This window comes from Variovorax sp. 10L421, from assembly GCF_056395365.1.
Window position 1 is genome coordinate 421,487 of record NZ_JBFTJJ010000002.1, and the last position, 18,713, is coordinate 440,199.

The 18,713-nt window shown below is 67.4% G+C and carries 18 protein-coding genes; 10 read left to right on the forward strand and 8 right to left on the reverse strand.

Annotated elements, in window-relative coordinates:
* Positions 1-4 precede the first annotated feature (4 nt).
* A complete protein-coding gene (locus tag AC1DFC_RS05950; protein WP_193386559.1) occupies positions 5-1,204 on the reverse strand; it encodes an amino acid aminotransferase in 1,200 nt (399 codons plus the stop codon).
* A gap of 194 nt (positions 1,205-1,398) precedes the next feature.
* Here AC1DFC_RS05950 and AC1DFC_RS05955 point away from each other — a divergent pair, with 194 nt between their 5' ends.
* Positions 1,399-1,887 carry an Lrp/AsnC family transcriptional regulator gene (locus AC1DFC_RS05955; RefSeq protein WP_007834520.1) on the forward strand — a complete coding sequence of 163 codons (489 nt, stop codon included), beginning with the start codon at positions 1,399-1,401 and terminating at the stop codon, positions 1,885-1,887.
* A gap of 32 nt (positions 1,888-1,919) precedes the next feature.
* On the opposite strand, the gene AC1DFC_RS05960 is transcribed toward AC1DFC_RS05955, so the two are convergent.
* The 3 genes from AC1DFC_RS05960 to AC1DFC_RS05970 all read right to left on the reverse strand — a co-directional run bounded on the left by AC1DFC_RS05960 (position 1,920) and on the right by AC1DFC_RS05970 (position 4,830).
* Positions 1,920-3,314: a CoA transferase gene (locus AC1DFC_RS05960; RefSeq protein ID WP_007834519.1), complete on the reverse strand. Its 1,395-nt coding sequence runs from the start codon at positions 3,312-3,314 to the stop codon at positions 1,920-1,922.
* Positions 3,315-3,389: 75 nt separating this feature from the next.
* Positions 3,390-4,028, reverse strand: coding sequence for a 3-oxoacid CoA-transferase subunit B (locus tag AC1DFC_RS05965; protein WP_007834518.1), 639 nt, complete (start codon positions 4,026-4,028; stop codon positions 3,390-3,392).
* A 1-nt stretch (position 4,029) separates the two neighbouring features.
* On the reverse strand, positions 4,030-4,830 hold the full coding sequence (locus AC1DFC_RS05970) for a CoA transferase subunit A (protein WP_007834516.1): 801 nt from the start codon (positions 4,828-4,830) through the stop codon (positions 4,030-4,032).
* Positions 4,831-4,923: 93 nt separating this feature from the next.
* On the opposite strand from AC1DFC_RS05970, the gene AC1DFC_RS05975 reads away from it, so the two are divergent.
* Together AC1DFC_RS05975 and AC1DFC_RS05980 are read left to right on the forward strand one after the other, a co-directional pair.
* A complete protein-coding gene (locus AC1DFC_RS05975) occupies positions 4,924-5,490 on the forward strand; it encodes a LuxR C-terminal-related transcriptional regulator (RefSeq protein ID WP_007834514.1) in 567 nt (188 codons plus the stop codon).
* A gap of 110 nt (positions 5,491-5,600) precedes the next feature.
* Entirely contained in the window at positions 5,601-5,990 is a 390-nt protein-coding gene (locus AC1DFC_RS05980; RefSeq protein ID WP_478178811.1) for a hypothetical protein, read from the forward strand.
* 61 nt (positions 5,991-6,051) lie between these two features.
* Here AC1DFC_RS05980 and AC1DFC_RS05985 read toward each other — a convergent pair whose 3' ends face one another.
* From AC1DFC_RS05985 to adh, 3 genes are read right to left on the reverse strand one after another with little or no spacing between them, the layout of a single operon-like run.
* Complete coding sequence (locus AC1DFC_RS05985) at positions 6,052-6,324, reverse strand: tripartite tricarboxylate transporter substrate-binding protein (protein WP_478178812.1); 273 nt, start codon at positions 6,322-6,324, stop codon at positions 6,052-6,054.
* Positions 6,291-6,674: a DUF779 domain-containing protein gene (locus AC1DFC_RS05990; protein ID WP_478178813.1), complete on the reverse strand. Its 384-nt coding sequence runs from the start codon at positions 6,672-6,674 to the stop codon at positions 6,291-6,293. The genes AC1DFC_RS05985 and AC1DFC_RS05990 overlap by 34 nt, the downstream gene beginning before the upstream one ends.
* Entirely contained in the window at positions 6,674-8,194 is a 1,521-nt protein-coding gene (gene adh / locus AC1DFC_RS05995; protein WP_007834504.1) for an aldehyde dehydrogenase, read from the reverse strand. The genes AC1DFC_RS05990 and adh overlap by 1 nt, the downstream gene beginning before the upstream one ends.
* A 215-nt stretch (positions 8,195-8,409) precedes the next feature.
* Here adh and AC1DFC_RS06000 point away from each other — a divergent pair, with 215 nt between their 5' ends.
* The 3 genes from AC1DFC_RS06000 to AC1DFC_RS06010 all read left to right on the forward strand — a co-directional run bounded on the left by AC1DFC_RS06000 (position 8,410) and on the right by AC1DFC_RS06010 (position 12,997).
* A complete protein-coding gene (locus AC1DFC_RS06000) occupies positions 8,410-10,281 on the forward strand; it encodes a sigma-54-dependent Fis family transcriptional regulator (RefSeq protein WP_478178814.1) in 1,872 nt (623 codons plus the stop codon).
* Between the two features lie 97 nt (positions 10,282-10,378).
* Positions 10,379-11,221, forward strand: coding sequence for a class I SAM-dependent methyltransferase (locus AC1DFC_RS06005; RefSeq protein WP_478178815.1), 843 nt, complete (start codon positions 10,379-10,381; stop codon positions 11,219-11,221).
* Positions 11,222-11,395: 174 nt separating this feature from the next.
* Positions 11,396-12,997 (forward strand): OpgD/OpgG family glucan biosynthesis protein, encoded by a 1,602-nt coding sequence (locus tag AC1DFC_RS06010; RefSeq protein WP_478178816.1) that lies wholly within the window; start codon positions 11,396-11,398, stop codon positions 12,995-12,997.
* Between the two features lie 25 nt (positions 12,998-13,022).
* Here the strand turns inward: AC1DFC_RS06010 and AC1DFC_RS06015 are convergent, their stop codons facing one another.
* On the reverse strand, positions 13,023-13,433 hold the full coding sequence (locus AC1DFC_RS06015) for an FKBP-type peptidyl-prolyl cis-trans isomerase (protein ID WP_007834494.1): 411 nt from the start codon (positions 13,431-13,433) through the stop codon (positions 13,023-13,025).
* Positions 13,434-13,578: 145 nt separating this feature from the next.
* Here AC1DFC_RS06015 and eat point away from each other — a divergent pair, with 145 nt between their 5' ends.
* The 4 genes from eat (at position 13,579) to AC1DFC_RS06035 (ending at position 18,645) form a co-directional block, all read left to right on the forward strand.
* Positions 13,579-15,006 carry an ethanolamine permease gene (gene eat, locus AC1DFC_RS06020; RefSeq protein ID WP_007834492.1) on the forward strand — a complete coding sequence of 476 codons (1,428 nt, stop codon included), beginning with the start codon at positions 13,579-13,581 and terminating at the stop codon, positions 15,004-15,006.
* Positions 15,007-15,009: 3 nt separating this feature from the next.
* Positions 15,010-16,404 carry an ethanolamine ammonia-lyase subunit EutB gene (locus AC1DFC_RS06025; protein WP_478178817.1) on the forward strand — a complete coding sequence of 465 codons (1,395 nt, stop codon included), beginning with the start codon at positions 15,010-15,012 and terminating at the stop codon, positions 16,402-16,404.
* A complete protein-coding gene (gene eutC, locus AC1DFC_RS06030; protein WP_478178818.1) occupies positions 16,401-17,189 on the forward strand; it encodes an ethanolamine ammonia-lyase subunit EutC in 789 nt (262 codons plus the stop codon). Before AC1DFC_RS06025 ends, eutC begins: the two co-directional genes overlap by 4 nt.
* A gap of 193 nt (positions 17,190-17,382) precedes the next feature.
* Positions 17,383-18,645: an HAD family hydrolase gene (locus AC1DFC_RS06035; RefSeq protein ID WP_007834479.1), complete on the forward strand. Its 1,263-nt coding sequence runs from the start codon at positions 17,383-17,385 to the stop codon at positions 18,643-18,645.
* Positions 18,646-18,713: the final 68 nt, after the last annotated feature.

Consider the following 18,713-nt stretch of genomic DNA (forward strand, 5'->3'; position numbering starts at 1 on the left):
TGTGTCATCGGCCCAGCACGGCGGCCATGGACGCCGCCACGTGATCGACGTTGCCGTCGGTCAGGCCCGAGATGCACATCCGGCCCGAGCGGACCAGGTACACCGCGTGCTCGTCGCGCAGGCGGGTCACCTGCGCTTCGTTCAAGCCCGTGTAGCTGAACATGCCGCGCTGCGTGAGCAGGTAGTCGAAGTTGCGCCGGCCCTGGAATCTTTCGTCCAGCGCGGCGTGCAGGCGCTCGCGCATGGCGCGGATGCGCTGGCGCATCTGCGCGGTTTCCTGCGTCCACAGCGCGAACAGCTCGGCGCTGCGCAGCACCGTGGCGACGATGCGCGCCCCATGGGTGGGCGGCGTCGAGTAGTTGGCGCGCACCGTGGCTTTCAGCTGTCCGAGCACCGTCTGCGCCGTGGCGCTGTCGGCGCACACCACGCTGAGGCCGCCGCAGCGTTCGCCGTACAGCGAGAAGTTCTTGGAGAAGGAATTGGCCACGAAGAATTGCAGACCCGCGTCGGCGAGCGCGCGCAGCGCGAAGGCGTCTTCGTCCAACCCGTCGCCGAAGCCCTGGTAGGCGATGTCGACGAACGGGATCAGGCCGCGGTCGCGCAGCACCGGAATCAGCGCCTGCCACTGGGCCGGCGAGAGGTCGACGCCGGTCGGGTTGTGACAGCTCGCGTGCAGCAGCACGATGCCGTGGCGCGGCAGGGTCGCGAGCCTGGCCAGCATTTCGTCGAAGCACAGGCCTCCGGTGGCCGGGTCGTAGTAGGGGTAGGTGTTGACGGCCAGGCCCGCGCCTTCGAACAGCGCGCGGTGGTTCTCCCAGGTGGGGTCGCTGACCCAGACCTGGGACTCGGGGAAGTAGCGGCGCAGGAAATCGGCGCCCACCTTGAGCCCGCCCGAGCCGCCGAGGGTCTGCAGCGTGGCGATGCGGCCGCTGGCCACGGCCTCGTGCCCGGCACCGAAGAGCAAGCGCTGCACGGCCTGGCGGTAGTCCGCCACGCCTTCGATCGGCAGGTACGGACGCGGGCCGATGCCGTCGAGCAATGCGGTCTCGGCCTTGCGCACGGCTTCCATGACGGGCAGCCGGCCCGCGCCGTCGAAGTAGATGCCGATGCTGAGGCTGACCTTGTTCGTCCGCGGATCTTTCTGGAAGTCTTCCATCAAGGACAGGATGGGGTCGCCGGCATAGGACGGAACGTGGGCGAACAGGGGGGGCGGTGACATGGACATGGTCGTGGGGGCTGGAGCTTCTGGAGGGGGCAGGAAAAGCGCAACCGGGACCGGTCTTGCTTCTGAATTTCACGCAATGCTATGCATCAAATCCACAAATAACGTAGTGTTGAACCCTACATATATCAATTTGAGGTATGTTTATTCGAATTTTTCAATTTGAAGAAATAATTATGCAAACCGACCTCGATTTGACCGACCGAAAGCTGTTGAAGGCGCTGCAAGACAACGCACGGCTCACCACGGGCGAGCTCGCACAGATGACGCAGCTGTCGCAATCGCCCTGCTGGCGCCGCATCAAACGCATGGAAGAAAGCGGGCTGATCGCCGGCTACCAGGCCCGGCTCAGCCGTCGCGCGCTGGGGTATGGGGTCATGGCGTTCGTGATGATCGGCATCGACCACCAGAACGACGCCCGCTCCACCGAGTTCGAGGAGGCAGTCCAGGCCATTCCCGAGGTAGTGATGTTCCACGGCATCTCCGGGCCCGAGGATTTCATGCTGGTGGTCGTGGCACGCGACCTGGACCACTACTCCACGCTGCTGCAGACCCGGCTGCATCGGCTGCCCGGCGTGCGGCAGGTGCGCACGAGCTTCTCGCTCCAGGAATTCAAGGGCTTCGAGGGGCTGCCGATCCCCGCCCCAGCGCAGGCCGGGGAGTAGACGCGCGCCCCTCGCCCAGCGATGCGCAGCGCCTACCCGGTCGTGACGGCCGGCCACACCGGCGCATCGCTGCCCGGCGGCATCGACGGCCGCGGCCATGCCGCAGGCGTTCGCGGCAGCTGCGCACTGTGGCGCAACGCCGCGAGCTCACCAAAGCCGGAAGCCGAGGTCTCGACGTACGGCTTGATATCGGGCCTCGCGATCGACAGCCCATTCGGCACGCGCCCCAGCCCGCGCAGCCACTGCCCCGTCTGTGCCAGCGACACCTGCACATGCCAGCTGCCGCCTTCCCGCTGCTGGCGCCAGAGCGCCGCAGCGGCGCCGAAGGCGATCAGGTAGCCGGTGGCCTCGTCGAGGATCTGCATGGGCAGCGGGCGCGGCTTGCCGTCGCCTGCAGCCTCGCCCTCGGCATGGTTGAAGCCCATGGCAGTCTGCACCAGCGAATCGAAGCCGCGCCGGTCAGCCCACGGCCCCTGCGTGCCGTAGGCCGTGAGCGAGACGCAGACGATGCCCGGCCGCTCGCGCGCCAGCGCCTCGGGGCCGAAGCCCAGCGCCTTGATGCCGCCGGGACGGTAGCCCTGCACGAAGACGTGTGCGTCGGCGACGAGGCCGTGCAGCACGGCGCGACCTTCGTCGGTGCGCAGGTCCACGTGCGCCGAGAGCTTGCCGCGGCTGGTGTCGGCGATGGCTTCGATGTTCGGAAGTTGCGGCGAATTGACCAGCATCACGTCGGCGCCATAGGCCGCGAGCGCGCGGCCGCCGACCGGTCCCGCGAGGATGCGCGTGAGGTCGAGCACACGCAGGCCGCTCAGCGGACGCTGGTCTTCGCGCAGCGGCGGCAGTGCGAGCGGTGGCGCATCGCCGATGCGCTCAAGCGTGAAGAGCGGTTGGGCCGCGATAGCCTGCCCTTGCGGCGTCGCATCCCACTCGTCGAAGCGCCGCAGCGCGGTCGCCACCAATCCCAGTGCCGAGGCCGCCTCTTCGAAATCGAGCGCGCGCCAGCCGGCCATCGCAGCCTCGGCGTCGGCGCGGGTGGCGGTGGCCGGGTCCAGCTTCATCAAGCGCAATGCACCGTCTCGGTGGTGCGCGAAGTTCGCATGCACGCGCACCCAGCCGTCCGCGCAGCGGTACAGCCCCGAGAAGGCGTCCCACGGGTCGGGCACGCGGCCGTCGAGGCTGAACCAGCCGGTGCAGTCGAGTGCCGCATGCTGCATGTCGACGCCGACCTGCTGCCGCGCCGTGCCGCGCCGGTGCCCCAGTTCGCAGGCCGCGAGCGCGGCCGCCGCGATGGTGCTCTGCGCCGCTGCGCCGACCGCGAAGGACGACGGCAGCACAGGGTCGGCGCCCGTCAATCGCGCGAACACCAAGGCTTCGGCGGGCAGGCCCGCCTGCTGCCAGATGTCGCCCAGAACTTCGCTTGCATTCATTCCGTCTCTCCAGGAAAAAAGGCAGGGCCCGCTTGCGCGGCCCTGCCCTTTGTCGTCGTTGCGTTCGCAGCCTTGTTACTGGATCAGCTTCGCACCCGTCTTGGCCTGCAGCGTATCGAAGCTCACGCCCGGCGCCAGCTCGACGACCTTCAGGCCTTCGGGCACCACGTCCATCACGGCCAGGTCGGTGATGATGCGGTCGACCACGGCCACACCGGTCAGCGGAAGCGTGCACTGTTCGAGGATCTTCAGGTCCTCGGTGCCGTCCTTCTTCTTGGCCACATGCTCCATCAGCACGATCACGCGCTTCACGCCGGCCACGAGGTCCATCGCGCCGCCCATGCCCTTGACCATCTTGCCGGGGATCATCCAGTTGGCGAGGTCGCCCTTCACGCTCACCTGCATCGCACCGAGGATCGACAGGTTGATCTTGCCGCCGCGGATCATCGCGAAGCTGTCATGGCTGCCGAAGATGGCCGAGCCGGGCAGCGTGGTGACGGTCTGCTTGCCGGCGTTGATGAGGTCCGCGTCGACGTTGTCCTCGGTCGGGAACGGGCCGATGCCGAGCATGCCGTTCTCGCTCTGCAGCCACACTTCCTTGGTGCCGGTGTGGTTGGCCACCAGCGTCGGAATGCCGATGCCGAGGTTGACGTAGAAGCCGTCTTCGAGTTCTTGCGCGGCGCGGGCCGCCATCTGGTCTTGGGTCCAGGGCATCTCAGGCTCCTTCTTTCTTGTTGACGACCTTGGCTGGCACTTCACTGCCGGCAGCGGCCTGGGCGATGGCGGTCTGAGCCTCGACCTTGGCGGCGACGGCATCGACCGAGGCGCTCACGGTGCGCTTCTCGATGCGCTTCTCGGGCTTGGCGTTGAGCACGATGCGGTGCACGTAGATGCCCGGCAGGTGGATGTCGTCGGGGGCCAGTTCGCCCACCTCGACGATCTTCTCGACCTCGACGATGCAGATCTTGCCGGCCATGGCGGCGGCCGGGTTGAAGTTGCGCGCCGTGAGGCGAAAGCGCAGGTTGCCCGACTTGTCGGCCACGTGGGCCTTCACCAGCGCCACGTCGGGCACCAGCGAGCGTTCCATCACGTAGGTTTCGCCGTCGAACTCGCGCAGCTCCTTGCCCTCGGCCACCTGCGTGCCCACGCCGGTCTTGGTGAAGAAGGCCGGGATGCCCGCGCCGCCGGCGCGCAGCTTCTCGGCCAGCGTGCCCTGGGGCGTGAATTCGAGGGCCAGTTCGCCCGCGAGGTACTGGCGCTCGAACTCCTTGTTCTCGCCGACGTAGGACGCAATCATTTTCTTGATCTGGCGCGTCTCCAGCAGCTTGCCGAGGCCGAAGCCGTCGACGCCCGCGTTGTTCGACACGACGGTGAGGTTCTGCACGCCGGAGTCCTTCAGCGCGTCGATCAGCGCTTCGGGAATGCCGCACAGGCCGAAGCCGCCGACCGCGAGCATCTGCCCGTCGGCGACGACCCCCTTGAGTGCCGCGTCCGCGGTGGGATAAATCTTGTTCACTCGGGCTCCTTGATGGGTGAATGGAGAGAGGTGGGAAAGCCCTGAACGATACTACCTACTCGCATACGTAGTATTTCGTAATGGTGACCCCCGATGCCCGAGATCGATTACCGGCTGGCCTTTGAACACGCGCCCGTCGGCATGGTGGTGTCGAGCAACCGCACCATCGTGGCCTGCAACGTTCGCGTGTGCGAGATTTTTGGCGCAACGCCCTCCGCATTGGTCGGGCATTCGTTCAGCATCCTGTACCCCAGCGTGGTCGAGTTCGAGCGCATCGGCAAGCGCATGGAGCCCTTTCTGAATGCCAGCGGGCACTACGCCGACAACCGCATGATGAAGCGCCTGGGCGGACTGCACGGCGCCATCGCAGGCGAGACCTTCTGGTGCCACGTCACCGGCCACGCCATGAACCGCGCCGCGCCGCACGAGGCCGGCATCTGGACCTTCGAGGACCTGGGCTCGCGCCGCGCCGTCAAGGCCGAACTCACGCCGCGCGAGCGCGAGGTGGCGGCGCAGGTGATGCGCGGGCTGACCTCGAAGGAGATCGGCAAGGCGCTGGGCATCAGCCACCGCACGGTGGAACTGCACCGGGCCCGGCTGATGCGCAAGTACGCGGCCGCGACCACCGCGGAACTGGTGCAGAAGCTGATCGCGGGCTAGTCAGCGAGCTCGATGCGCATGCGGAGCATGTCGCGCAACACGATGCCGTCCTGCTTCTGCACAACAGCGCAGTGCCCACACCATGGCCGCGCAGTTCATCGCGCACCGCAATGTTCATGATTTCTGCCTGCTTTCTAGTTCGGTCATTGGTCGCCGGCGCCGGCGCCGGATTCTCACGCCGCACGCAAGCCTCGCCGATCCAAAAGAGCCGCCCGAAGTTCCGGCCAGTTGCCGCCTCATCGTTGCGAAAACAGAAACGCCGTGTCGTCGAAACGCCCGCGCCGCTGCGCCCTGCGAAGCCTATCGTGGAGGTCATCAAGGGCGACGAGCCCACAACCAAACAGGAGTCCGAAATGTCCACACCCATCCATTCCGAACGCAGCCTTCTGCTGCAGACGCAAGCCTCCGTCGCCCGCGCTCATGCGCTCGCCGTGCGGAAGCTGCCCGTCGCGATGACGCTCTCTGCGATCATCCTGTCGATCATCAACGTCAAGCTGTAGCCGGTCGTGCCCGTATTTCGAATCAGTCGGGCTTGATGTCCGCCGACTTGATCACCTTCGACTACGCCGCCAGCTCCTGGTCGACGAATTTCGCGAGCGTCGGCAGGTCCATGTAGGTCGCGAAGGCGCCCTGTTCGTCCACCTTCTTGCGGAAGGCTTCGCTCTCCACGATCTTCCGGAGTTCCGCGCTGAGCCTGTTGACAACCTCGGGCGACGTCTTCGCTGGCGCGAGCACCGCGAACCACGATTCGACCTCGTAGCCCGGCAGCCTCGCCTCGGCCGAGGCCTTTTGCAGCAGCCCTACTTCGCCTCCTCGGCTTCCAGCACGGCCCATTCCGCGTCGGTGAAAAGCCGCGAGCGCGTCAGGAAGCGCACGCCCTCGGGGCCTTCCAGCGAGAACATGCCGCCGCGCCCCGGCACCACGTCGATGATGAGTTGCGTGTGCTGCCAATACTCGAACTGCGGCCCGCTGATGTAGAACGGCATGCCGCCGATGTGCCCCAGCAGCCGGTCGTAGTCGCCCACGATGAACTCGCCCTGGGCATAGCACATGGGCGCGCTGCCGTCGCAGCAGCCGCCCGACTGATGGAACATCAGCGGGCCGTGCTTTTTGGCGAGCCTGTCGATCAGCGCGAGCGCGGCATCAGTCGCGGTGACACGCAGGACGTCGCCGGTGGTGCTCATCAGAAGAAGCCCAGCTTGTTCTCGCTGTAGCTCACCAGCAGGTTCTTGGTCTGCTGGTAGTGGTCGAGCATCATCTTGTGGTTCTCTCGGCCGATGCCCGATTGCTTGTAGCCGCCGAAGGCCGCGTGCGCCGGGTAGTGGTGGTAGCAGTTGGTCCACACGCGGCCGGCCTGGATGCCGCGGCCCATGCGGAAGGCACGGTTCATGTCGCGGCTCCACACGCCGGCGCCCAGGCCGTAGAGCGTGTCGTTGGCGATGGAAAGCGCCTCTTCCTCGTCTTTGAAAGTGGTGACCGACACCACCGGGCCGAAGATCTCCTCCTGGAAGATGCGCATCTTGTTGTGGCCCCGGAACACGGTCGGCTTCACGTAGTAGCCGTCGGCCAGGTCGCCCTCGAACCGCTGGCGCTCGCCGCCGATCAGCACCTTCGCCCCCTCCTGCCTGCCGATGTCGAGGTACGACAGGATCTTCTCTAGCTGCTCGCCGGAGGCCTGCGCGCCGATCATGGTGGCCATGTCGAGCGGGCTGCCCTGCTTGATGGCTGCCACTCGCTTCAGCGCACGCTCCATGAAGCGGTCGTAGATCGACTCCTGGATGAGCGCGCGCGACGGGCAGGTGCAGACCTCGCCCTGGTTCAGCGCGAACATTGCGAAGCCCTCGAGCGCCTTGTCGAAGAAGGCGTCGTCCTTGTCCATCACGTCGGCGAAGAAGATGTTGGGCGACTTGCCGCCCAGCTCCAGCGTGACCGGAATCAGGTTCTGGCTCGCGTACTGCGAGATCAGCCGGCCGGTGGTGGTCTCGCCGGTGAAGGCGATCTTGCCGATGCGGTTGCTCGACGCCAGCGGCTTGCCCGCCTCCACGCCAAAGCCATTGACCACGTTCAGCACGCCCGGCGGCAGCAGGTCGCCGATGACCTCCAGCAGCACGAGGATCGACACCGGCGTCTGCTCGGCCGGCTTCAGCACCACGCAGTTGCCGGCCGCCAGCGCGGGCGCCAGCTTCCACACGGCCATCAGGATCGGGAAGTTCCACGGAATGATCTGGCCGACCACGCCGATGGGCTCATGGAAGTGGTAGGCGAAGGTTTCGTAGTCGATCTCGCTGATGCCGCCTTCCTGCGAGCGCACACACGAGGCGAAGTAGCGGAAGTGGTCGATGGCCAGCGGCAGGTCGGCCGCGGTGGTTTCGCGGATGGGCTTGCCGTTGTCCCAGGTCTCCGCTGCCGCCAGGATGGGCAGGTTCTCCTGCATGCGGTCGGCAATCCTGTTGAGGATGTTGGCGCGCTCGGTGGTCGAGGTGCGGCCCCAGGGGCCCTTGGCCTTGTGCGCGGCGTCGAGCGCACGTTCAATGTCGGCCGCGGTAGAGCGCGGCACTTCGCAGAAGACCTTGCCGGTGACGGGCGTGATGTTCTCGAAATACTGGTTGTCCGCCGGCGCGACCCATTCGCCGCCGATGTAGTTGCCGTAACGCTTCTTGAACGGCACCGCGGTGCCGAATTTGCCCGGTTCGAGCATGTCCATGACTTGTCTCCATTTGCTGCTGGCGGCGCCGCGACATGCGGCGACCTGCTTGAGCAATCGCAAGCCGCATACCCGGCCGGATCGGTACATTCCCTGGGTACTTCCTCCTGGGCATCGCATGCCGCAGGGGGGGTTTTCATTCGCAATATGCGACATGTCCGCGCGAACATGGCGACTAGGATGTCGCACAAGGCGAAAACCTCTCGGAGACACGCATGAGCGCAGCGCAGTTGCCGTCGATCAAAGTGGCGCAGGCCCGCGAACTGTTCTTTGGACAAGGCTGCGATCCCGCGCCGTGGATCGCCCCGCACATCTCGCGCTCCTGGCAGCGCTGCCGGCCGGTCGGCCACCAGGCCACGGACCCCGAGCCGATGGCGCTGGCCCTGCTGCGCGAACGGCGCGAGCAGGCCATGCGGCTGCTGAACTGCGCGCAGCCCGAGCTCGACGGCCTGGCCGAGCATGCGGTCGGCAACGGCTGCGTGGTGATCCTGTCGGATGCCAGCGGCCTGATTCTCGAGGAGGTCGGCAGCGCCGACTTCCTGCCCAAGGCCGAGCGCATCGCGCTGCAGCCCGGCGTGGAATGGTCGGAGCGCAACCGGGGCACCAACGCCATCGGCACGGCGCTGGCGGAGCGCGAGGCGCTGATGGTGCTGGGCGCTGAGCACTACCTCGCGCAGAACGGAACGCTCGGATGCGCGGCAGCGCCCATCTTCACCGGGCGCGGCGAACTGGCGGGCGCGCTCGACATCTCGGGCGAGACGGTGCGCGTGAACACGCATGCGCTCGGCCTGGTGCGCATGGCGGCGCAGCAGGTCGAGCACCGCATGATGCTGGCCGAGGCCAACGGCCACGTACTGCGCTTCCATGCGCGCCCGGCGCTGATCGGCACCGCGCGCGAAGGGCTGATGGTGATCGAGGGCGGGCGCATCGTCGCGGCGAACCGGGTGGCGCTCGAGCTGTTCGGGCGCTCGTGGGACGGTCTTCTCGAACTGGACGCCGAGGCCTTTCTCGGCGCGAACTGGCCGCGCATGGAACACCGGCGCAGCCTGCTGACGCTGCCGGGCGGCCGGCAGATCGCGACGGTGATGGAGCGTTCGCATGCGGCCGGCGGTTCGCGCACGCCCACGCGGCGCGCGGTGGCCGAGCCCGAAACCGACGATGTGCAGCCTCTGCTGCACAAGGCCGTGCGGGTGCTGAACGAAGGCGTCTCCGTGCTGGTCAACGGCGAGACCGGCAGCGGCAAGGAGGTTTTCTCGCGCCGGCTGCACGCCGCGAGCCGCCGCAGCACGGGCCCCTTCGTGGCGGTGGACTGCGCCTCGCTGCCCGAGACGCTGATCGAGTCCGAACTGTTCGGCTACGAGGAAGGCGCCTTCACCGGCGCGAAGCGCAAGGGCATGGGGGGCCGCATCCGCGAAGCGCATGGCGGGGTGCTGTTCCTCGACGAGATCGCGGAGATCCCGCTGGCCCTGCAGACGCGCCTGCTGCGCGTGCTGGAGGAGCGCGTGGTCACGCCGCTGGGCGGCGGCCAGGGGGTGGCGGTGGACTTCGACCTGGTCTGCGCCACGCACGGCCACCTGCCGGCGCTGGTGGAGGCCGGACGCTTCCGCGCCGACCTGATGTATCGCGTGGCGGGGTTCACCGTCACCCTGCCTCCCTTGAGCCGGCGCGACGACCGGCACGCGCTGATCGCGCGGCTGTTTCTTGAAGCGGGCGGCGCGGCCAAGCACTTGCGGCTGGAAAACGACGCACTCGAAGTGCTGGCCGCCTACCGCTGGCCGGGCAACGTGCGCGAGCTGCGCAGCACGCTGCGCGCCATCGTGGCACTGGCCGATACGGGCGACTCGGTGACGGCGAGCGCATTGCCCGCGCACCTGCTGGGCGCGCAGCCTACCGTCTTGCCCGACGACCCGCTCGAGTGCGCCCCTGCGCATGCCGAGCCGCTGCAGGCCATCACACGCCACGCCATCGACGAGGCGTTGAAGGCCTGCGAGCACGACGTGGCGAAGGCCGCGCGCCGCCTCGGCGTTCACCGCAGCACCATCTACCGCCATCTCGCACGCCAGCGCGGCAAGCCTTCCGGGCACTGACAGGGCGGCCGGTGGAGGCCGCCCGCACAACCAAAGACTGACTTGCCCCGCCATGCCGCAGCGGCCAGACTTTGCGCATGGCCTCGCCCTCGCATTCATGACCACCAGAAAAAAGGCACAGCGCCTCTCGGCCGTCCCTTCCACCTTGCGGATTCCCCTCGCTGCGCGGGCCTCGGGCGACGCCATCTTTCCGCAGATGGCCGTGCGGGACGCCTACGCCGCCGGCATCCTGGAGCAGATCCGCGACGACGGCAGCGCGCTGCCGGAAGACCGGGCGACCATCTACGGCATCCTCTGGCGCACGCGGCGCTTCCGCAGCCTGGCCCAGGACTTCCTCAAGGAGCACCCCGGAGCACGCGTGGTGAACATGGGCTGCGGCCTGAGCCATTACTTCCAGTGGCTGGACGACGGCAAGTCCCGCATGACCGACGCCGACCTGCCCGAAGTGCTCGAACTGCGCCGCGAGCTGATCCCCGAAGCCAACGAACGCCACGACCTGCGCGAACTCGACCTGACCGCGCCCGGCTGGTGGGAGCAACTGGGCCTGCCGCGCAGGCGCAATGCGCGGCCGGTGTTCCTGTTCACCGAAGGCGTGCTGATGTACCTGAAGCCCGAGCAGGTGCAGGCGGTGCTCGCCACCTTCGGCGAACGCGCGCCTGCGGGCTCGATGCTGGTCTTCGACGCCCTGTGCTGGCTCGCGGTGGGCCACGCGAAGCAGCACCCTTCGGTGCGCGCGACCGGCGCGGAGTTCCACTGGGGCATCCATCGGCCGGCCGAGCTGACGCAACCCCATCCGCGCCTGCGGCTGGCCGCCACCTACGGCGTGCTGGAAGGCGCCGGCCTGCCCTACACGCTGTTCGCGCCGATGGTGATGCTGTTCCTGGGCGTACCGCTGTATGCGCTCTACGCGTTGAAGGCGGAGAACGAGGCCGATACATAAACGCACAATTTCGTGAATTGCCGGCTTTGTCCGGCCCGGCTTGCGCTGGATGGCTGACGCGGTTCGATCCCTCGCCGGGCCAAGCTCGCCGGTGTTCCCATTCGCGGAAAATGCGCTGTCGTTTCCGCCGCTTTCCCTTCTTTCCCCCAAAGATTCGCAACCCTCAAGAAACACATGCTTGATCGCCGATCCTTCCTTGCCGCCGGCGGAGCCGCTGCCGCACTCGCCGCCCTCGGACTGCCCGAAGAGGCACTGGCCGCCAACGGACTGCAACTGAGCCAGCCCACTCCCTTCTCCTTCGACGCGCTGGTCGCACAAGCGAAGTCGCTCGCCGCAAGGCCCTATGCGGCCGCAGCGCCGCTGGCGCCCGAGGTGCTCGATCGCATCGACTACGACGCGCACGGCAAGATCAAGTTCGACGTCGCCAACGCCCTGTTCCGCGACGGGCCCGGCGCGTTCCCGGTCACCTTCTTCCACCTCGGCCGCTTCTTCCAGACGCCGGTGCGCATGCACGTGCTCGAGAACACCGACGGCGATGCGTTCGCCCGCGAGGTGCTCTACAGCCCCACCTACTTCTCAATGCCGCCCGACAGCCCCGCGCGCGCGCTGCCGCCGGGCGCGGGCTTCGCGGGCTTTCGCCTGCAGGAGAGCCGGCTGGGCGACCAGGCCAAGCTCGACTGGCAGAAGAACGACTGGGTCGCGTTCCTCGGCGCCTCGTACTTCCGCGCCATCGGCGAGCTCTACCAGTACGGGCTGTCGGCGCGCGGCATTGCGCTCGACGTGGCGGTGCCCGACAAGCCCGAGGAATTCCCGAGCTTCACGCGCTTCTACTTCGAGACGCCGGCCGCGAACAACACCACCTCGATGACGGTCTACGCGCTGCTCGAAGGACCGAGCGTGACGGGCGTGTTCAAGTTCGTCATGCAGCGCACCAAGGCCGTGATCATGGACATCGACGCGCGCATGTTCCTGCGCCGCGACGTGTCGCGCCTTGGCCTGGTGCCGCTCACGTCCATGTACTGGTACTCGGAAACCATCAAGCCCACGGCCATCGACTGGCGCCCCGAGGTGCACGACTCCGACGGCCTCGCGATCTGGAACGGCGCGGGCGAGCGCATCTGGCGCCCGCTCAACAACCCGACGCAGACGCGCGCATCCGCGTTCGCGGACACCAAGCCGCGTGGCTTCGGCCTGCTGCAGCGCGACCGCGCGTTCGACCACTACCAGGACGGCGTGGGCTACGAGAAGCGCCCGAGCCTGTGGATCGAGCCGCTGGGCGACTGGGGCGAAGGCTCGGTGCAGCTCATCGAGATTCCGACCGACGACGAGATCCACGACAACGTCGTCGCCTTCTGGGTGCCGAAGGCCGATGCCAAGGCGGGTGCGAGCTACAGCCTGCAGTACCGGCTGCACTGGACTGACCAGGAGCCGTTTCCGTCGCCGCTCGCGCGCTGCGTGGCCACGCGCATCGGCCGCGGCGGACAGCCGGGCCAGCCGCGACCGCAGGGCGTGCGCAAGTTCATGGTCGAGTTCGTCGGCCAACCGTTGACTACCGTGCCCTTCGGCGTGAAGCCCGAGGTGGTGCTGACGGCGGCGCGCGGCAAGTTCTCGTACATCTTCGCCGAGGCCGTGCCCAACGGCGTGCCGGGCCACTGGCGCGCGCAGTTCGACTTCACGCCCGAAGGCAACGAGCCGGTCGACATGCGGCTCTACCTGAAGACGGGGGACAAGACGCTTACGGAAACCTGGCTGTATCAGTACCAGCCGGGAGTCTGACTGCGGGCGGGGCTGCAGCCTGAAATCAGCGCTTGGTAACCGACACCAGTTCCACTTCGAAATTGAGCGTGGCGTTCGGCGGAATCACGCCGCCCGCGCCGCGCGAACCATAGGCAATCGACGGCGGGCAGGTCAGCTTGGCCTTGCCACCCGGCTTCATCTTCTGCACGCCTTCGGTCCAGCACGGGATCACGCCGTTGAGCGGAAACTCGGTGGGCTCACCGCGCTTGTAGGAGCTGTCGAATTCCTTGCCGGTATCGGGGAAGGTGCCGCGGTAGTGCACCTTGACCGTGTCGGTCGCGGCAGGCGAGGCACCGGTGCCTTCCTTGAGCGACTGGTAGACCAGGCCGCTGGGCGTGGTCACCGGCGCGGATTGCGCAAAGGCGGCGGGAGCGGCGAGAACGGACACGAGTGCGGCGCAGAGAAGAGACTTCACGAAAGACCTCGGAGGTTGAAAGTCGTCGATTATGGCCAGCGGCCGGCCAGGCCTGTAAGGGGATATTCGGGACCGATGCGCGTGTTGGAACAGCCCTTGCTTTGCGGAATGTGCACTGTCAACATCCACGAAGAGAGGAAGCCGCATGAACTCCACCGCAGCCGCCAGCACGGGCACGACGCCCGACCATTCAGGCACCGGTCATCTCAAGAAAGTGCTCGGTCCCGTCCAGCTCTGGGGCATCGCGGTGGGCCTCGTCATCTCGGGTGAGTACTTTGGTTGGAGCTACGGCTGGAACACGGCCGGCACACTCGGCTTTCTCGTTGCCACGGTGCTGGTCGCGACGATGTACACCACCTTCATCTTCAGCTTCACCGAACTGTCGACTGCCATCCCGCATGCGGGCGGGCCCTTCGCCTATGCGCGGCGTGCCTTCGGTCCCAACGGTGGCTTCGTCGCGGGCTTTGCCACGCTGATCGAATTCGTCTTCGCGCCGCCGGCCATCGCGCTGGCCATCGGTGCGTATCTCAACGTGCAGTTTCCGGGCATCAACCCGAAGTGGTTCGCGCTGGGCGCGTACGTGATCTTCATCGGACTCAACTGGATCGGCGTGGGCATCGCGGCGGCCTTCGAGCTGTTCGTCACCATCCTGGCCATCGTCGAGCTGCTGGTCTTCATGGGCGTGGTCACGCCGGGCTGGACCATGGCCAACTTCGTGGCCAACGGCTGGGCCGGCGGCAGCGTGCTCAACGGCGCGGCCATCTCGGGCATCTTCGCCTCCATTCCGTTCGCGATCTGGTTCTTCCTCGCCATCGAGGGCGCGGCCATGGCGGCCGAGGAGGCGCGCGATCCGCACCGCACCATTCCCATCGCGTACACCACGGGCATCGTCACGCTGGTGGTGCTGGCCTTCGGCGTGATGATCTTCGCGGGCGGCGTGGGCGACTGGCGCAAGCTCGCCAACATCAACGATCCGCTGCCACAGGCCATGAAGGCGGTGGTGGGCGACAACAGCGGCTGGCTGCACATGCTGGTGTGGATCGGGCTGTTCGGGCTGATCGCCTCGTTCCACGGAATCATCATGGGCTACTCGCGCCAGATCTTCGCGCTGGCGCGCGCGGGGTACCTGCCGCGCTACTTCGCCGGGCTGAGCCCGCGCTTCGACACGCCGCACCGCGCGCTGCTGGCCGGCGGCGTGATCGGCGTGGTCGCGATCTTCAGCGACGAGTGGGTGCAGTTCGGCGGCCAGACGCTCACCGCCAACATCGTGACCATGGCCGTGCTCGGCGCCATCGTGATGTACCTGATCTCGATGGCAGCGCTGTTCAAGCTGCGCCGCACCGAGCCCAACCTGCTGCGCACCTACCGCGCGCCCTTCTACCCCGTGTTCCCGGCCATTGCGCTTGGGCTCGGCGTCGTGTGCCTGGGCGCAATGGTGTGGTTCAACGGCATGCTCACGCTGCTGTTCATCGTGCTGATGGCAGCGGCGTACGGCTACTTCCTGCTGACCTCGGCGCAGCGCAAGGCGGCCGCGCCCGACGAGATGCTGTCTTCCTCGAAGACTGCCGCCTGACAGATGCTGTACCGCACCACCATCGACAGCCATGTCTTCGCCTTCGACGACTTGCGGCAGGTCATGGCCTTCGCGAGCCCGGCGCGTTCGGGCGACTACCTCGCGGGCATCGGCGCGGCCACCGCGCAGCAACGCATGGCCGCGCGCCACGTGCTGGCCGAGACGCCGCTCAGGCAGTTCCTGACCGAAGCATTGATTCCATACGAGAGCGACAACATCACGCGCCTCATCATCGACGGCCACGACGCGCAGGCGTTCGCGCCGGTCGCGCATCTCACGGTCGGCGACTTCCGCAACTGGCTGCTGTCCGAAGCGGCCACCACCGCCACGCTCACCGCGCTGGCACCGGGCCTCACGCCCGAGATGGTCGCGGCCGTGTCCAAGCTCATGCGCAACCAGGACCTGGTATCGGTCGCGAAGAAATGCAGCGTGGTCACACGCTTTCGCGACACCATCGGGCTGCCCGGCCACTTGGCTGTGCGGCTGCAGCCCAACCACCCGACCGACGACCTGCGCGGCGTGGCGGCCTCCACGCTCGACGGGCTGCTCTACGGCGCGGGCGATGCGGTGATCGGCCTCAACCCCGCTTCCGACAGCATGCCCGTGCTGGGCCAGTTGCTTCGCATGCTCGACGAGGTGATCCAGCGCTTCGAGATTCCCACGCAAAGCTGCGTGCTCACGCACGTGACCAACACGCTCAAGCTTGCCGAGGCCGGCGCGCCGGTGGACCTGGTGTTCCAGTCGATCGCGGGCACCGAGAAGGCCAACCTCTCGTTCGGCGTGACGCCCGAGTTGCTCGACGAGGCCTATGCCGCGGCGCTGTCGCTCAAGCGCGGCACCATCGGCGACAACGTCATGTACTTCGAGACCGGCCAGGGCAGCGCGCTCTCGGCCAATGCCAACTTCGGTGTCGACCAGCAGACTTGCGAGGCGCGCGCCTATGCGCTGGCGCGGCGCTACAAGCCCTTCCTCATCAACACGGTAGTCGGCTTCATCGGGCCGGAGTACCTGTACGACGGCAAGCAGATCATCCGCGCCGGGCTCGAGGACCACTTCTGCGGCAAGCTGCTGGGCCTGCCCATCGGCTGCGACATCTGCTACACCAACCACGCCGAGGCCGACCAGGACGACATGGACACGCTGCTCGTGCTGCTGGGCACGGCGGGCATCAACTTCATCATGGGCATCCCGGGCGCGGACGACGTGATGCTCAACTACCAGAGCACCTCCTTCCACGACGCGCTCTTCCTGCGCGAAACGCTGGGCCTAAAGCGCGCGCCCGAATTCGAGGCCTGGCTGCAGCGCATGCAGATCACCAACGCGGCCGGGCAACTGGCGCCGCCTGCTGCCAACCGGCTGCTGGCCGACATGAGCGGGCTGTCCGCGCTCGCGTCATGAGCGATTCACCGGTCACACCCAACCCCTGGGCGCAATGGCGCTCGGCCACGCCCGCGCGGCTGGCGCTGGGCCGCGCCGGCGCAGGCATGCCGACCGACGAGACGCTGCGCTTCGGCTGGGCACATGCGATGGCACGCGATGCCATCCATGCCGCGCTCGACGTCGATGCGCTCGAAGCCGCCTTGCGATCGCAGCACTGGGAGGTGGCGCGCGCACGCAGCCGTGCAGCGGACCGCACCGAATACCTGCGCCGCCCCGACCTCGGCCGGCAGCTCGACGAGGACGACGCCACGCGCCTGCTCGTCGACGGCCGCTACGGCTGCGATGTCTGCATCGTGATCGGCGACGGGCTCTCCTCGCTCGCCGTCGCCCGCCATGCGGCGCCGCTGCTGGCCGCATTGCGCTCGCACCTGCCGGCCGACACCAGCTTCGCCCCGGTGGTCATCGCCACGCAGGCACGCGTGGCGCTGGCCGACGAGGTGGGCGAGCTGTTCGGCGCGGCGCTCTCCGTCATGCTGATCGGCGAGCGCCCCGGCCTGAGCTCGCCCGACAGCCTCGGCATCTACCTCACGCATTCGCCCAAGCGCGGCCGGCACGACGCCGAGCGCAACTGCATCTCCAATGTGCGGCCCGAAGGCCTGTCCTATGAAACCGCCGCGTTCAAGCTGGCATGGCTGATGCGCGAATCCCTGCGCCGCGGGCTGACCGGCGTCGGGCTCAAGGACGAGAGCGATCTCGCAGTGCTGAAGCAACCCGGTGCGGTGAGGCCGGGGCTGCCCGGCTAGACGCCTTCCAATTCCCGGCGTGTCGAAGCTGGCGTGGAGATCGGCGGGCCGCGGCGAGCGTCGAGGCGGCAGGAGGCAAGCGTGAGCTCATGCGGTGGGCTGGCACGGCTGATGCGTAGGTCGACGCGGAAGTGTCACCAGCGCCGCATACGCTTGGTGCTTCCCATCCACACCGCACAACAACAGGGAACGCATGCAACGCCGCCTCATTCTCCTTACCCCCCTCGCCACCGCGCTCGTCGCCACCGGCTGCGCCAGCCTCTCGCCCGCCAAGGGCTTGTCGCCCGGCCACTGGGACGCCTTCAACCGCGCGCAGATCGAAGGCCTGATCGCCGGCCTCGGCAAGGACAGCCCCGGCTACAACGCCGCCAGGCCGCCCTACGTCGTCTTCGACTGGGACAACACCAGCGTCTTCCTCGACATCGAGGAAGCCTCGCTGATCTACCAGCTCGAGAACCTGGTGTTCGGCGCCACGCCCGCGCAGCTCGAGGTGGCATTGCGCAAGAACATTCCGAAGAAAGACTTCCTCCCGCCGTTCAACAACGCGGCCGGCGGGTCGGTCAACATCGACCTGGTGGTGCCCGACATCGTGGCCAGCTACACCTGGCTCTATCAGAACTATGCCGGCCTCAAGGGCAGCCAGCCGCTGGCGGCCGTGAAGCTGAATCCGCACTACATCGCGTTCACCGCCAAGGTGCGCTATCTCTACGAAGCCATCGGCGACACCTTTGACCACGACACGGCCTACCCGTGGGTGACCTACCTCTTCGCCGGCATGACCGAGGCGCAGGTGCGCAAGCTCACGGCCGACACGGTGGCATGGCAGCTGAAGGAGCCGATCGTCAAGGTCAAGTGGACGTCGCCCGCAGCCCTGCCGGGCCGCGCCGGCGTGGTGTCGGTGAGCTGGAAGAACGGCCTGCGGCTGCAACCCGAGATACAGGCGCTGTACGCCGCCTTCCGCAACGCGGGCTTCGACGTGTGGGTGTGCTCGGCGTCGTTCGTCGATGTCATCAAGGAAATCTCGTCGAACCCCGCCTTCGGCTACAACAACCCGCCCGAGCGCGTGCTCGCGATGGAACTGGAGCGCGATGCCAATGGCGTGATCCAGCCCGAGTTCCGCCGCGGCTACGACCAGACGCAGGGCCCGGGCAAGACGAAGAACATCCAGCGCTTCCTGGTCGCCAAGTACGGCTACGGCCCGAGCTTCGTGGCCGGCGACAGCGAAGGCGACCAGAACATGATGGCCGACTTCGCCGACACGAAGAAGGTGCTGATCGTGAACCGCCTGCGCGACCCGAAGACCGACATCGGCAAGTTCTCGGCGATGGCGGTGCAGAACTACGGCAAGGCCGACACGCGCTATCTGCTGCAGGGGCGCAACGACAACACCGGCGAGTGGGTGCCGTCGCAATTGCACACGCCGCTGGGTGCGACGCAGGGCAAGGCACTCAAGTAGGAGAAGGAGCGGTTCCACGTCTGCGGTGCGGCTTGCCTATGATGGCTCCATCAAAGCAACCCGCACCG